This is a genomic window from Kitasatospora sp. NPDC057595, from assembly GCF_042800875.1.
In the GTDB taxonomy this organism is placed as follows: Bacteria; Actinomycetota; Actinomycetes; order Streptomycetales; family Streptomycetaceae; genus Kitasatospora.
Map to the genome: position 1 here is coordinate 172,639 of NZ_JBHVGL010000004.1, position 14,464 is coordinate 187,102.

The 14,464-nt window shown below is 72.7% G+C and carries 14 protein-coding genes; 9 read left to right on the forward strand and 5 right to left on the reverse strand.

Annotated features, from left to right (window positions below):
* Nucleotides 1-19 precede the first annotated feature (19 nt).
* A complete protein-coding gene (locus ACFU9E_RS09110) occupies nt 20-2,284 on the reverse strand; it encodes an MMPL family transporter (protein ID WP_380682184.1) in 2,265 nt (754 codons plus the stop codon).
* 566 nt (nt 2,285-2,850) lie between these two features.
* Here ACFU9E_RS09110 and ACFU9E_RS09115 point away from each other — a divergent pair.
* The 5 genes from ACFU9E_RS09115 (at nt 2,851) to ACFU9E_RS09135 (ending at nt 9,364) form a co-directional block, all read left to right on the forward strand.
* Nucleotides 2,851-5,049, forward strand: coding sequence for an MMPL family transporter (locus ACFU9E_RS09115; protein ID WP_380682165.1), 2,199 nt, complete (start codon nt 2,851-2,853; stop codon nt 5,047-5,049).
* A 322-nt stretch (nt 5,050-5,371) separates the two neighbouring features.
* Nucleotides 5,372-5,575: a cold-shock protein gene (locus tag ACFU9E_RS09120; protein ID WP_327676217.1), complete on the forward strand. Its 204-nt coding sequence runs from the start codon at nt 5,372-5,374 to the stop codon at nt 5,573-5,575.
* A gap of 158 nt (nt 5,576-5,733) precedes the next feature.
* Complete coding sequence (locus ACFU9E_RS09125) at nt 5,734-7,434, forward strand: DEAD/DEAH box helicase (protein ID WP_380714869.1); 1,701 nt, start codon at nt 5,734-5,736, stop codon at nt 7,432-7,434.
* Nucleotides 7,435-7,781: 347 nt separating this feature from the next.
* On the forward strand, nt 7,782-8,510 hold the full coding sequence (locus tag ACFU9E_RS09130; RefSeq protein ID WP_380714871.1) for a ricin-type beta-trefoil lectin domain protein: 729 nt from the start codon (nt 7,782-7,784) through the stop codon (nt 8,508-8,510).
* 83 nt (nt 8,511-8,593) lie between these two features.
* Nucleotides 8,594-9,364: a ricin-type beta-trefoil lectin domain protein gene (locus ACFU9E_RS09135; RefSeq protein WP_380683656.1), complete on the forward strand. Its 771-nt coding sequence runs from the start codon at nt 8,594-8,596 to the stop codon at nt 9,362-9,364.
* A gap of 7 nt (nt 9,365-9,371) precedes the next feature.
* On the opposite strand, the gene ACFU9E_RS09140 is transcribed toward ACFU9E_RS09135, so the two are convergent.
* Nucleotides 9,372-9,974 (reverse strand): TetR/AcrR family transcriptional regulator, encoded by a 603-nt coding sequence (locus ACFU9E_RS09140; RefSeq protein WP_380683657.1) that lies wholly within the window; start codon nt 9,972-9,974, stop codon nt 9,372-9,374.
* A gap of 129 nt (nt 9,975-10,103) precedes the next feature.
* Here ACFU9E_RS09140 and ACFU9E_RS09145 point away from each other — a divergent pair, with 129 nt between their 5' ends.
* The 4 genes from ACFU9E_RS09145 to ACFU9E_RS09160 all read left to right on the forward strand — a co-directional run bounded on the left by ACFU9E_RS09145 (nt 10,104) and on the right by ACFU9E_RS09160 (nt 11,829).
* Nucleotides 10,104-10,772, forward strand: coding sequence for an FMN-dependent NADH-azoreductase (locus tag ACFU9E_RS09145; RefSeq protein ID WP_380683659.1), 669 nt, complete (start codon nt 10,104-10,106; stop codon nt 10,770-10,772).
* A 5-nt stretch (nt 10,773-10,777) separates the two neighbouring features.
* Nucleotides 10,778-11,101 (forward strand): DMT family transporter, encoded by a 324-nt coding sequence (locus tag ACFU9E_RS09150; RefSeq protein WP_380683661.1) that lies wholly within the window; start codon nt 10,778-10,780, stop codon nt 11,099-11,101.
* Between the two features lie 99 nt (nt 11,102-11,200).
* A complete protein-coding gene (locus ACFU9E_RS09155) occupies nt 11,201-11,422 on the forward strand; it encodes a type II toxin-antitoxin system VapB family antitoxin (RefSeq protein ID WP_380683662.1) in 222 nt (73 codons plus the stop codon).
* The gene (locus tag ACFU9E_RS09160; protein ID WP_380683663.1) at nt 11,419-11,829 is read left to right on the forward strand and encodes a PIN domain-containing protein; all 411 of its coding nucleotides are present in this window, start codon (nt 11,419-11,421) and stop codon (nt 11,827-11,829) included. The genes ACFU9E_RS09155 and ACFU9E_RS09160 overlap by 4 nt, the downstream gene beginning before the upstream one ends.
* Nucleotides 11,830-11,853: 24 nt before the next feature.
* On the opposite strand, the gene ACFU9E_RS09165 is transcribed toward ACFU9E_RS09160, so the two are convergent.
* The 3 genes from ACFU9E_RS09165 to ACFU9E_RS09175 are packed head-to-tail and all read right to left on the reverse strand — an operon-like array spanning nt 11,854 to nt 14,363.
* Nucleotides 11,854-12,651 carry a sirohydrochlorin chelatase gene (locus ACFU9E_RS09165; RefSeq protein WP_380683664.1) on the reverse strand — a complete coding sequence of 266 codons (798 nt, stop codon included), beginning with the start codon at nt 12,649-12,651 and terminating at the stop codon, nt 11,854-11,856.
* 10 nt (nt 12,652-12,661) lie between these two features.
* Complete coding sequence (locus ACFU9E_RS09170) at nt 12,662-13,573, reverse strand: ABC transporter permease (RefSeq protein WP_355364652.1); 912 nt, start codon at nt 13,571-13,573, stop codon at nt 12,662-12,664.
* The gene (locus ACFU9E_RS09175; protein ID WP_355364649.1) at nt 13,560-14,363 is read right to left on the reverse strand and encodes an ABC transporter ATP-binding protein; all 804 of its coding nucleotides are present in this window, start codon (nt 14,361-14,363) and stop codon (nt 13,560-13,562) included. Before ACFU9E_RS09175 ends, ACFU9E_RS09170 begins: the two co-directional genes overlap by 14 nt.
* Nucleotides 14,364-14,464 lie beyond the last annotated feature (101 nt).

The following is a 14,464-nucleotide window of genomic DNA, read 5'->3' on the forward strand; positions in this document are numbered from 1 at the left end:
CGAGGACCGCTGGGGAAGGTCAGACCTCGATCCGGCGGTGCCGGGCCTGGTGGGCCTGCGGCTCCGTCGCGGTCTGCGGGACCGGGGCGGCCTGGGCGGCGGCGCCGGTGCCGAGCGGCGGGACGCTCTCGCCGTGCGAGAGGGAGGGCAGCCAGCCGAGCCAGCGCGGCAGGTACCAGTTGCGCTCGCCGAGCAGGGTCATCACCGAGGGCAGCAGCACGGCGCGGATGATCGTCGCGTCGATCAGCACCGCGACCGCGAGGCCGACGCCCATCTGCTTCATGGCCTGCATGGACAGGGTGCCGAAGACCGCGAACACCGCCACCATGATCACCGCGGCGCTGGTGACCACACCGGCCGTGGAGCGGATGCCGTGGGCGATCGCGGCCCGGGTCGGCAGGCCCCGGTCCCGGCCCTCCTTGATCCGGGAGACCACGAAGACGTGGTAGTCCATCGAGAGGCCGAAGAGGATCACGAACAGGAACAGCGGCACCCAGGACTCCACCGCGCCGACGCCCTCGGTCCCGAGCAGCGAGGCCCCCACGCCGTGCTGGAAGACCAGCGTCAGCACCCCGTACGCGGCGCCGACCGACAGCAGGTTGAGCACCACGGCGGTGCCGGCGACGGCCAGCGAGCGGAACGAGGTGAGCATGAGCAGGAAGGCGAAGGCCACCACGAAGCCGAAGACCAGCGGCATCGAGCCGGTCATCTTGGCGTTGAAGTCGTACGAGCCGGCGGTGCGGCCGGTGACCGGCGCCTCGGTGCCGGGAACCTTGAGCACGGTGGCGGGCACGAGCTGCTCGCGCAGGGTCTTCAGCGCGGCGTTGCTGACCTCGTCGTTGCCGGTGCCGTTGAGCGGGATGTCGACGGTGGCGACGTTCTGCTGCCGGTGGACGGTGACGTCGACCGGTCCGTGCATCTGCCCGCCGGCCAGCGCACGGGCCTTGAGGTCGGCGATCGCGGCGGTCATCGCGGGGGAGCCGATGTCGGTCGCCTTGATCACCACGGAGGCGGGCGCCGGGCTGCCGGGGAAGGCGGCCTCGATCTTCTGCGAGACGGCGACCAGCTCGTTGCCCCTGGGCAGCTGCTGCTGGAAGGTGAGGTTGGCGGTGTGCATGGTGAGCAGCGGGGCGGACAGCCCGATCAGCACGGCCCCGGCGAGCACGGTGGCGGCCAGCGGGCGGTGCAGCACCGGGGTGAGCACGGCGTTCCAGAACCGGCCGCCGGTGGTCGCGGCGTCCGGGTGCCGGAGCCTGCCGAGGAACGGGACCCGGCCCTTGCCGACCCGGTCGCCGAGCATCGAGAGCAGGGCGGGCAGCACGGTGAGCGAGCCGAGCACGGCGGTGACGACGACCACGATGGTGGCGTAGGCCATGGCCTGGAACTCGGCGATGCCGGTGAGGAACATGCCGGCCATGGCGATCACCACGGTGACGCCGGAGACCAGCACGGCCCGGCCGCTGGTGGCGGCGGCGATCCGCAGGGAGGTCTCCAGGTCGCGCCCGGCGGCCCGCTCCTCGCGCTCGCGGCGCAGGTAGAAGAGGCAGTAGTCGACGCCGACGGCGAGGCCCACCAGCAGCATCACCGAGCTGGCGTTGTTGCTGGTGTGCAGCAGTCCGCTGCTCAGCGCGACGAGTCCGCCGGCCGCGACGAAGGCGGTGAGCGCGAGCACGACCGGCAGCACGGCGGCGACCAGCGCGCCGAAGGCGACCAGCAGGATGCCGAGGGCGAGCGGGACGGCCGTCCACTCGGCGCGGGCGAAGTCGTCGGAGAACTGCTCCTCCATCCACTTGCCGGAGCTGGCGTCACCGAGTTCGACCACGGTGAGGTCGGGGTGCTGCTTCTGGACGGCGGCGACGGCGTCGACCACGGCGGTGACGTTCTTCACCGCCTCCTCGCGCTCGCCGTTCACGGTGAGCTGGACGAGGGCCGAGTGGCCGTCGGCGGAGACCGCCTTGGTGTCGTAGGGGGAGCGGACGTCGGTGGCCTTGCCGGTGCCGTTGACCGCGGCGACGACCTGCTCGACGGCGGTGCGGAAGGCGGGGGCGTCGGTGGTCAGGCCGGTGCTCTGGACCAGCACGGTCTCGGTGGACGGCGGCTTGAGACCGGCCTGGTCGAGGATCTCGGCGGCCCGGGAGACCTGGCCGGGCATGGATTCGGCGTCGGTGACCTTGGTGCTGCCGTGCAGGCCGCCGAGGAAGGCGGCGAGGACGACGAAGAGCAACCAGCCGAAGACGGCGGTCTTTCGGTGCCGGGCGCTCCACGCGCCCATGGCGGCGGCCATGCCGAGCTTGGTCTTCACGGGTTCCCCCTGGGAATGCGGCCGGCGCCGGGATCGGTGACGGGCGTGGCCGGGTCTGCGGCGGTGTTCGTCCGCCGGGCTGTCGCCGCCGGGGTGCGGCCCGGCGTCGCAACAGACAGTAGGGAAGCCGCAGGTGATGGGGTATCCGGCTGGCGGGGGAGTCCGCCCTGTGGTTCTCCTCGGGGGCGGGGTGGGGTTTTCCCTACCCGGCAACCCTGATATCTCCTCCCAGGGATAGGGGCGCCGACTCCACCCTGAGGGGGAGTCAAATCCACCCGGAGCACGAGGTCCGGGGCGTCGTACGGGGGCGAAGATGGGTCAGGGCCGCTTTTCGCGTCCCCGAGGGGGTCGGCCTGCGGCAACGGGGTCGTGGGGAAAACTGCTTGCCGGTCGGCAAGCAAGTAGCCGTAGGATGGCCTCCTCTGAGTACTTACCTGCCGACCGGCTAGGCCCGTGCCCCCGCACCGGCCGGGGCCGATCCCGATCCGTCGCCCGGCGTCCCGTCCCCCAAGGGCTGCGGTGAACCATGCCCAGGAGGCATCACGAGCATGTTCCACCGACTAGGACAATTTGTCGTCCGTCGCGCCTGGTGGGTGATCGCCGGGTGGATCGTCGCGATGATCGCCATCGCGTTCAGCGCGCCGAAGATCACCGCCCAGACCGACGAGGCGGCGTTCCTCCCGAAGCACTACGAGTCCATCCAGGCCGCGCAGTTGCAGGAACAGGCGTTCCCGGCGAGCTTCACGCCCTCCGCGCTCGCCCTGTTCGAGCGCAACGACGGCGGCCAGCTGACGGCCGAGGACAAGGCCGCCGCGGCGAAGGTCGTCCAGGGCCTCACCGACAAGAAGATCGAGCACGTCGAGCAGATCATCCCGGTCAGCGAGCAGACGACGTCCAAGGACGGCAAGTACGCGCTGGCGCCGGTCGCGATCGACAAGGCCACCCAGAACTCGGAGAAGTTCGGCGAGGTCGCCAAGAAGGTCCGTGACGAGGGCAAGGCGCTCGCCCAGGGCACCAGCCTGAAGTTCCAGCTCGGTGGCCAGGCCGCCCAGCAGCTGGACCAGCAGGAGTCCTCCGGCGCGGCCGACGCCGTCATCGGCATCAGCAGTGTCGTGCTGGTCGCGATCATCGTCGGCCTCATCTTCCGCAGCGTGCTGGCCGGCCTCCTGCCGGTGCTGCTCTCGCTGATGATCGCCATGCCTACGGCGAACGGCCTGATCGCCTACGCCACCAAGGCCTTCGACCTGAAGTCCACCCCGGTGCTCTCGGCGATCCTGATCGTGGTGGTGCTCGGCGTCGGAACCGACTACTTCCTGTTCCTCGCCTTCCGCTACCGGGAGCGGCTGCGGGCGGGCGACACCCGACAGGAGGCCGTGGTCAACGCCGTCGCCCGGGTCGGCGAGGCCATCGCCTCCGCGGCCGGCGCGGTCACCGTCGCCTTCGCGGTGCTGATCCTCTCCAGCCTCGGCATGTTCAAGGCGCTCGGCCCGGCGCTGGCCATCGCGGTCGTCGTCACCGCCTTCGCCTCGCTCACCCTGGCTCCGGCCGTGCTCACGGTCATCCCGGCCCGCGGGGTGTTCTGGCCCGGCAAGAAGTGGATGCGGGAGCCGAGCGACGCCCGGTTCGCCGCGCTCGGCCGCGTCGTCGAGAAGCGTCCGGCCGTCGTGGCCCTCGCCTCCGGCGGCGTGCTGCTGGCCCTGACCGCCGGCGCGCTCAACTACAACGGCACCTTCGACCTCGCGGGCAGCTCGATGCCCAAGACCAAGGAGTCGATGGTCGTCCAGGACAAGCTGGTCACGGCCTTCTCGGCCGGCGCCGCCGACCCGACGCACGTCTACCTGACCAACACCGGCGGCGGCAAGCTCGACCAGGCCGCGTTCGACGGGTACGCCGCCAAGCTCGGCGCCGTTCCCGGCGTCGCCGAGGCCCAGGCGAAGCCGGAGGTCAGCAAGGACGGCGCGACCGCCGACTTCACCGTGCTGCTCAAGAACGAGCCGTCCGGCAACGAGGCGATCGACACCGTCACCAAGCTGCGCGAGGTCGCCCACGCCCAGGCGCCGTCCGGCACCGAGGCCAAGGTCGGCGGCATCACCGCGATCTACAAGGACATCAACCTGGCGATGAGCCACGACTACAAGCTGGTGTTCCCGATCGCGGGTCTGCTGATCCTGCTGATCCTGGCCCTCCAGCTGCGCAGCGTGGTCGCCCCCTGGTACCTGATGGCCTCGGTCGGCCTCGGCTTCACCGCCACCCTGGGCTCCTCGACCCTGCTGTTCCAGAACATCAAGGGCGAGCACGGCATGATGTTCATGCTGCCGATCCTCATCTACCTCTTCGTGGTGGCGATCGGCACCGACTACAACATCCTGATCATCGCCCGTCTGCGCGAGGAGGCCCGGGAGGGCCGCAACCCGCGCGAGGCGGCCCGCGAGGCGGTGCGGCACGGCGGTCCGACCGTCGCGGCGGCCGGCTTCATCCTGGCGGTGTCGTTCGCGACCTTCATGCTCGCGGGCAACATCTTCATGCTGGAGTTCGGCTTCGGCATGGCCTTCGGCATCTTCCTGGCGGCCTTCGTGATGGCGATGTTCTTCACCCCGGCGCTCACCGCGCTGGTCGGCAAGGCCGCCTGGTGGCCCGGCCACGGCGGTGACGCCGTCGGCGGCCACGGCGGTCACGGCGGCCCGACCGCCACGCCGGCGAGCCCGTACGGCGCGCACGGCCTGCCGGAGTCGGCCGGACGGCACTGAGGCCGCTCGACCGTCCAGGTGACAGCAGGGCGGCAGTAGGTGCCGCCGGGGAACGGCGCCCGCTTCGGCGGGCGCCGTTTGCCCGTTCCGCGGGGCCTGCAAACGTGATCTGTCGGGCAGAAAATCCCCGGTCAATCGGGGTGCGACCGTGCTACAGTCGACTCAGTTGCAGTTTTGGTTCCCATGAACGCTTGTGTGCGCCTGCTGGTCCCAACCAACAGGCGCATTTGTTTTGTCCGGTGTTTCAGTCTCCGGATGGGGATCGCGGCTACTTGGGGTCCACGAGGTGTGGGCTCCGATGCCCCAGTTAGAGGAGACGGTTATGGCTACCGGCACCGTGAAGTGGTTCAACAGCGAGAAGGGCTTCGGCTTCATCGAGCAGGAGACCGGCGGCCCGGACGTGTTCGCGCACTACTCGAACATCGTCGCGCAGGGCTTCCGTGAGCTCGTCGAGGGCCAGAAGGTCGAGTTCGACGTCACCCAGGGCCAGAAGGGCCCGCAGGCCGAGAACATCCGCGTCATCTGAGTCCGGCTTCCGAGCTGACTCGCGATCTCGCGTAGCGAGGGCCCGCACCGCACGGTGCGGGCCCTCGCCCATGCCGCCGAACGGCCGGGGCGGCGAACTCCTTTCCGACGGCCGACCAGCCCCTGACCGGGGCTGTGTGCTACGGACGGAGAAACCCCGTGACCACCCCTGCCCAGCCGCCCCGTGACGGCGCCCGCAAGCCCCGCAGTCGCTCCGGTGCCCCGCGCACCGGCGCGGGCCAGCGCTCCGGCTCCGCCGCGCGCTCCGGTGGCGCGCCGCGCTCCGGCGCGTCCTCCCGCCCGCCGCGTCGCAACGCGCCGCGCGTCGCCGAGCCCGCCGACTTCGCCGTCGTCGAGGGCACCCCGGCCCGCCCGCCGGCGGCGAGCTTCGCCGAGCTGGAGCTGCCCAAGGCGATCCTGTCCGCGCTGACCCGCGAGGGCGTCACCGAGCCGTTCCCGATCCAGGCCGCCACGCTGCCCGACTCGATCGCCGGCCGCGATGTGCTCGGCCGCGGCCGCACCGGCTCCGGCAAGACCCTCGCCTTCGGCCTGCCGCTGCTCGCCCGCACCGCCGGCAGGCGCGCCGACGCCCGCCACCCGCTGGCGCTGGTGCTGACGCCCACCCGCGAGCTGGCCCAGCAGGTCACCGAGGCGCTCACCCCGTACGCCACCGCCGTCAACCTGCGGATCGCCACCGTCGTCGGCGGCATGTCGATCACCCGGCAGGCCAACGCGGTGCGCCGCGGCGCCGAGGTCCTGGTCGCCACCCCCGGCCGGCTGGACGACCTGATCGGCCGCGGTGACGTCCGGCTCTCCGACGTCGCGATCACCGTGCTCGACGAGGCCGACCAGATGGCCGACATGGGCTTCCTGCCACAGGTCACCAAGCTGCTGGAGCAGGTCGCCGAGGGCGGGCAGCGGATGCTGTTCTCCGCGACCCTGGACCGCAACGTCGACCGGCTGGTCAAGCGCTTCCTGACCGACCCGGTGACCCACTCGGTCGACCCCTCGGCCGGCGCGGTCACCACCATGGACCACCACGTGCTCCAGCTGGACCCGGCCGACAAGGCGTCCACCACCGCCCACATCGCCTCCCGCGACGGGCGCGTGATCATGTTCGTGCACACCAAGCACGGCGCCGACCGGCTGGCCAAGCAGCTGCTCGCGAACGGCGTGAAGGCCGCCGCCCTGCACGGCGGCAAGTCCCAGCCGCAGCGCAACCGGGTGCTCGACCAGTTCCGGGACGGCCACGTCACCGCGCTGATCGCCACCAATGTCGCCGCCCGCGGCATCCACATCGACGGCCTCGACCTGGTCGTCAACGTCGACCCGCCGATCGACCACAAGGACTACCTGCACCGCGGCGGCCGCACCGCCCGGGCCGGCGAGTCCGGCACCGTCGTCACCCTGGTGCTGCCCGACCAGCGCCGCGAGGTGGGCCGGCTGATGACCGTGGCCGGGATCCGCCCGACCACCACCAAGATCCGCCCCGGCGACGCCGAACTCACCCGGATCACCGGCGCCCGCACCCCCAGCGGCGTGCCGGTCAGCGTGGCGGTGCCCGCCCCGGCGGTGCCCGTCGACGCGGAGGCCGGGAAGGCCGCGCCGAAGACCTCCTCCGGCCCGCGCCGGCGTTCCGGCAAGCGCTCGGGGCTGCCGACCGACGTCGACATGAACGGCAACCCGCGCCGCCCCCGGCCCAAGCAGCGCGTGGGCGGTGCGGGCGGCGGCCAGGGCGGCGGCGCGCCGCGCCAGGCGGCCGGCTTCATCGGCCGCTCCTCGGGCCGCGCGAAGCCCGGCAGCGGCTCCAAGTCCGGCTCCAACTACGGCACCGGCCGTCAGCGCCGCCAGGGCGACTGAGCGAACGGCCCCAGTGATCGGTCGACCGAGCGACCGGCCTGCTGAGCGAACGGTACGACCACGGCGCCACCCGGCGTCCGACGGCCCGGTTCACCCCGTTGCGGGGTGAACCGGGCCGGGTGCTTTCCGGCCGGATCCGCCGCGGCCCCGGCCTGCTGCCGCGTCCGACCGTCCGTTCGGGCCACACCCCGTCCGTGGACGGACGACTGGCGTGATCGTTCCCCCGCGCTGTTGACCGTGGCCAGACATCCCCCGACGCTTTCACGCGGCCCGCACAACCGTCGCACCGTCATCACGGTTCCCCCGGGCGGGCCGTCCGGTTCACCGTCCACGGAAGGACCTTCCCGATGCGTCGTACCGCCGCCCTCCTCTCCTCCGCCGCGCTGCTCGGCGCGGCCGCCTCGCTCGCCGCGCCGGCCACCGGCGCCCAGGCCCTCTCCGGGGGCTGTGGCGCCTCCGTCGCCGGCTGGAGCGCCTACGGCACCTGTTCCGGCATCGACCCGCTCCAGACCTGGTACGTCTCCGCCACCTGTCAGTGGTGGAACGCCCAGCACACCGTGCAGTTCAGCCGCGGCACCTTCAGCGGTGTGGTGGTCGGCGACGGCAGCGCGGTCGCGCCCTGCGGCGTCAACGAGACCGTGTCCTTCCCGTACATCGTCTTCGGCGCCAAGCTCCCCCCGCAGCCCGCGGGCCCGGTCGGCCAGATCACCGGCTACGCCGGCAAGTGCGTCGACGTGAAGGGCGCCAGCAGCAACGACGGCACCCCCGTCCAGATCTACGACTGCAACGGCACCAACGCCCAGCAGTGGAAGATCGGGGTGGACGGCACCATCCGCGACTTCCTCAAGTGCATGGACGTCTCCGGCGGCGGGACCGCCAACGGCACCAAGGTGCAGCTCTACACCTGCAACGGCAGCGGGGCGCAGCAGTGGCAGGTCCGGGCCGACGGCTCGATCTACAACCCGCAGTCCGGCCGCTGCCTGGACGACCTCGGCTTCTCCACCGCCAACGGCAACCAGCTGGGCATCTGGGACTGCAACGGGGCCGAGAACCAGGTCTGGCACGTCCCCGCGTGACCGGGTCGGTGGCGGCGGCGGTCGTGACCGCCGCCGCCACTGGGCCGCCGACCGGACCGACCCCCACCCCGAGGAGCCATCGCATGCGCCGTACCGCCCTGCTGTTCTCCACCGCCGTGCTCGCCGGAACCGCCGCGTTCGTGGCCCCGTCCGCCGGCGCCGCGCCGAGCGCCGCGCCGACCGCCACCTCCCAGGCCGCGACCTCCCAGGCCGCCGCTCCGGCCGCCCTGGCCGTGTCCTGCCCCATCAGCCGGACCGCCAACGGCTTCATCGCCACCTGCTCGGGCCTGGACCCGAACCAGACCTGGACCATCAACGGCGTCTGCGTGACCATCGATTCGAGCGGCTTCCCGGCCTACCGGCCCGCCTCCGGTCCCTACCGCGCCGGTGACGGCACCAACACCGCGACCTGCGTCTACGGCGGGATGCCGTCCTCCGCCAACATCTCCTGGGGCCCGGTGCCCCCGGCCGGCCCGGTCGGCCCGATCGTCGGCTACGTCGGCAAGTGCGTCGACACCCGGACCGCGGCCACCGGTTCCCCCGTGGCGATCTGGGACTGCACCCCCGGGCTGGTCGGCCAGCAGTGGAAGGTCGCGGTCGACGGCACCATCCGGACCTACGGCAAGTGCCTGGACGTCACCAACGGCGACACGGGCAACGCCACCCGGGTGCGGCTCTACGACTGCAACGGCTCCGGCGCCCAGCAGTGGCAGCCCCGCCCGGACGGCTCGATCCTCAACCCGCAGTCCGGCCGTTGCCTGGACGACCTCGGGTACTCCACCACCAACGGCAACCAGCTGGGCATCTGGGACTGCAACGGCGCCGCCAACCAGGTCTGGCAACTTCCGATCTGACGCCGGGTCAGCCCAGTGCGCCGTCGGCCAGCGCGGCCAGGCCGGCGGCGATCCGCGCCGGGGTGACGCCGCCCTCGCGCTGGTGGCGGAAGAGCTCGGGGGCGAGCGGGGCGAGCAGCTGGTCGGCCAGGACCTCCGGGTCCGGCCGGCCGGCCGCGCGCGCCAGGTGGGCGACGTGCAGCCGCCAGAAGGCGTAGGCGCCGGTCCGGTAGCGGGCCGCGCCGGTCTCGGCGCCGAGCACCAGGTGCACATGGGTCTCCAGTAGCTCGACCATCGCCGCGTAGAACGCCGCGAGCCGTTCGGCGGGGGCCGGCGCCGCGCCGGCGTCACCCGGGCCGAGCGGCGGCTCCCCGCGCAGCAGCCGTTCCTGGAGGGCGCGTTCGTGCTCGTCGAGCAGGGCGCGGGCGATCGAGGCGCGGTCCGGGTAGCGGCGGTAGAGCGTGCCGCGGCCGATGCCGGCCGCGCGGGCGATGTCGTCCATGGTGACGGCGGCTGGGTCGCCCGCGGCGAAGAGCCGTTCGGCGGCGGCGAGCACCTTGGCACGGTTCCGGGCGGCGTCGGCCCGTTCGCGGGGCGGCGGCCCGTCGGCCAGTGGGAGGTTCGTCGTCATGGGTTCCAGCCTAGGAGGCAAGTGGACACACCGTCCACTTGCCTCTACGGTTTGGGGAGCCGATAAGTGGACGACGTGTCCACTTCTATCGCGGCTCCGTCCTGCCCAGACCCGCCCCGGGGGTTCACCGTGTCCCACCTCCTGCACCTCGACAGCAGCGCGCGCACCGACTCCTTCACCCGCCGCCTCGGCGAGGCCTTCGCCGAGGCCTGGGAGGGCGGCGGGGGCGAGGTCACCCACCGCGACCTCGCCGCCGACCCCGTCCCGCCGATCCGCGAGGCCTGGACCCGGATCTGCGACACCCTGCTGCGCGAGGGCATCACCGACATCGCCCGCTACCCCGAGGCCGTCCGCACCGAGCAGGAGCACGAGGCCTGGGCGGTCGTCCGGCCGCTGCTCGACGAGCTCGTCGCGGCGGACGCCGTGCTGATCGGCGCGCCGATGTACAACTTCGGCGTCCCGGCCGCGCTGAAGGCCTGGATCGACCAGGTGACCTTCCCGAAGATGGTGCTCGCGCCGCGCAGGTTCGTGGTCGTCGCCGCCCACGGCGGCGCCTACGGACCGGGCACCCCGCGCGCGCCCTACGACCACAACGGCCGCTACCTGAGCGACTTCTTCCGCGGCCACTACGCGGTCGAGGACACCGAGGTGATCGCCGCCGAACTCGTCAACTCGCTGGTGGACCCCGCGCTGGCCGGGCGGCTCCTCCAGCACGAGGAGTCCTTCGCCGACGCGTTGTACCGGGCCGGGGAGCTGGGCGCGAAGCTGGTCGGCCACCGCGTCCCGAGGGAGGGCTGAGCGCCGTGCCGTGGATCTGGCTGCTGCTGGCCGGGGTGGTGGAGGTCGCCTGGGCGCAGTCCATCAAGCCGACCGAGGGGTTCACCCGCCTCCCGCAGACCGCCCTGTGCTTCGTCCTCATGCTGGGCGCCGTCTACCTGCTCTCCCGCGCCCTCCAGGACCTCCCGGTGGGCACCTCCTACGCGGTCTTCACCGGCATCGGCACCATCGGCACCGTCCTGACCGCCCTCGCCGTCCGCCACGAGGTCCCATCCCCCACCACCCTCGCCGGCCTCGCCCTCATCACCGCCGGCCTCCTCACCGTCCACCTCGGCACCCCCACCCCCTGACCCCGTCACGCCGGCCCCCGGCGCGACGGCGTCGACCGAGCAATGTTGGTGGAATACAATGGCTTGTCCATCACCAACATCACTCCTCGGAGGTGCGGGATGTCCGTGACACAGATCGACATCGACGAAGAGGCGCTGGAGCGCGCCATGGCACTGGCGGGAGTGCGGACCAAGAAGGAAGCCGTCAACCTCGCCCTCCGCTACTACGCCGAGCAGCGGGAACGCGCGGCGAGGATCGGCCGGCACTTCGAACGGGCCCGGCAGTGGGGAGCGGTGGAGGACGCCGAGCGGCTGCACCGGGTGGAGAAGGACGCCCGGTGATCTACCTGCTCGACACTTCGGCCCTGGTGCGCCTGCTGCGTGACCCGAAACTTCAGACCACCTGGTACGACGCGATCGACGCCGAGTCGATCGCGTCGTGTTATCCCCAGCGCGCGGAGTTCCTCTACAGCGCGCGGGACGCCCGGGAGTACGACGAGATCGCCGAGATGTTCGCCGACCTCTATCCGGACGTCACGGTCCCCAAGAGCGCCGGACGCTGGATCGACACGGTGCAGCGTCGGATGGCTCTCGCGGGCCAGCACCGCAGTGCCTCTGCGGTCGATCTCCTGATCGCGGCGACGGCGGCGCACCATGGACTCACCGTGCTGCACGACGACGCCGACTACCGGACGGTGGCCCGCCACGCGTCCGATCTCACCGAGCACAGCATTCTGGACCACGGCTGACCACGGAGCCGAGCTCCGAGAAGCTCAGGCGGTGAGGGCCGGGGTGGTCTCTGCCGCTGTGCGCGCCTCGTCGTAGCGGGTGAGGAGGAGGCGGGCGAGGTCGGGGGTGGGGGCGAGGGGGGCGGCCAGGTGGTCGGCCCCGGCCCCGGCCCCGGCGGCGGCTTCGGCGATGCGGTCGGGGAGCAGGCCGGGGGCGAGGAGGTAGGGGGAGACGGCGACCCGGTCGACGGCGGGGGTGCGGCGCAGGGTCGCGACCGCGTCGGGCACGCGCGGGCCGCCCGCGGAGGCGTAGGCGACCTCGACGGCGGCCCAGCCGCGGGTGCGGCGCCACTCGGCGGCGACCGCCCGGGTGGCGGCGTCGGCGGCCGGGTCGGAGGAGCCGGCGGCGGCGAGCACGACGCCGGTGCGGGCGCGCACGGCGGGGGAGGCGAGCGCGGGGGCGGCCTCGGTGAGTCGGCGGTCGAGCGCGCACAGCAGCAGCGGCGACGGGCCGAGCACATCGGCCACCGGCAGGTCGGCGCCGGCCGCGCGCAGGGCGGCGGGGATGTCGTGCTTGGCGTGGAAGGCCCGGTTGAGCAGCAGCGGGACGGCCACCGCCGCCGGCCCGAGCCGGTCCAGCACCTGCGGGATCCGCGGCGCGCAGTGGTCGAGGTAGGCGGTGGCGACGTCCAGGCCGGGCCGCAGCGCCCGCACCTGGGCGACCAGCGCGGCGACGGCCGCGGCGTGCCGGGGGTCGCGGCTGCCGTGGGCGATCAGCAGCAGGGCGGGGCTGCCCGCCGCCACCGGGGTGGCGGGGGCGGCGGACAGCCGTCGGTCGGTCATGCGCGGGGCCTCACTTGCCGCCGGCCAGCAGGCCGCGGTTGCGCAGGACCCGGCGCTCGACCGGGGTGAAGACGAGCAGCTCGATGGCGATGCCGACGAACAGGATGAGGATGATGCCGAGCAGGACGCCGGCCATGTCGGAGAACTCGCGCTGGTTCTCCAGGAACCGGCCGAGGCCGAGGCCCAGGTCGGGGGAGGAGGCGACGAGTTCGGCGGCCATCAGCGAGCGCCAGGAGAAGGCCCAGCCCTGCTTGAGTCCGGCCAGGTAGCCGGGCAGCGCGGCGGGCAGCAGGATGTGCCGGGCACCGGTGAGGCCGGTGGCGCCGATGGTGCGCCCGGCCCGCAGGAACAGCGGCGGGACCTGGTCGATGCCCGCGACCAGGCCGTTGGCGATGGACGGGACGGCGCCGAGCAGGATGACCGCGTACATCATCGAGTCGTTGATGCCGAGCCAGATGACGGCGGCCGGCACCCAGGCGACCGAGGGCAGCGACTGGAGGCCGGAGAGGACCGGGCCGAGCGCGGCCCGCACCGGCTTGACCCGGGCGACCAGCAGGCCGATCGGGGTGCCGATGACAAGCGCGACCAGGAAGCCGGACAGCCCGCGCCAGACGCTGGTCCAGATGATCGAGAACAGGGTGCCCTTGTACCAGAGGTCCTCGGCGGCGTGCCAGACGTCCAGCGGGCTGGGGAGCTTGTACTCGGTGGTGACGTGCAGGCTGTAGGCGCCCTGCCACAGGGCGAGCACCAGGACGACGCCGAGCAGCGGCGGCAGGACCTTCTGCCGCAGCGTCTCGGCGGTGGAGTTGCGCTGGGTGACGACCGCGTCCAGGGCGTCCAGGCCCGACCCGACGCTCGCGAAGTCGGCGACGGTGCCCGCGTGGGCCGACCCGGCCTTGGTGGTGGTGTCAGTGCTGGCCATGGCGGCGGATCTCCCCACGCAGTTCTTCGGTGATCTCGATGGACAGGTCGGCCACGCCGGAGGACTCGATCCGGCGCGGCTGGGGGAGGTCGATGTGCCACTCCCGGTTGACCCGGCCGGGGCGGGAGGAGAGCAGCACCACGCGTTGGGCCAGCCGGACGGCCTCCCGCACGTTGTGGGTGACGAAGAGCACGGCCAGCTTGCGCTCGGCCCAGATCCGGGTGATCTCGTCGTGCAGGACGTCACGGGTGATGGCGTCCAGGGCGGCGAACGGCTCGTCCATCAGCAGCACCTTGCTGCCCTGGGCGAGCGCGCGGGCCATCGCGACGCGCTGGCGCATGCCGCCGGACAGCTCGTGCACCCGCTTGTCGTAGGAGCCGTCGAGCCGGACGAGTTCGAGCAGCCGCTCGGCCTCGGGGCGGCGCTCGGGGCGGGGGACGCCGGCGAGCTTCAGGGCGAGTTCGATGTTCTTGCCGGCGGTGAGCCAGGGGAAGAGCGCGTGTTCCTGGAACATCAGCGCGGGGCGTCCTCCGGGCACCTCGATGCTGCCCGCGGTGGGCTTGTCGAGGCCGGCGACCAGGTTGAGCAGGGTGGACTTGCCGCAGCCCGAGGCGCCGAGCAGCGTGACGAACTCGCCCGGGGCGACATCGAGCGTGATGTCGTCCAGGACGTGGGTCTGCGCGCCGGGGCGGCCGAAGGACTTGTGCACGTGCGAGATCCGGACGGCGGGGGCGCCGTCACGAGTGCCGACGCCGGGGGCGTCGTCCGAGGTGGTCAGTGCCGGAGTCATTCCGGGCACCTCCTGCGTGGTGTGGTCTGGCATCTGGTGTCAGGGAGAGGACCGGGGTCCGGGCCCCCGCCCGGCCCGAGCTCGGGGCATCGAGCGGGCAT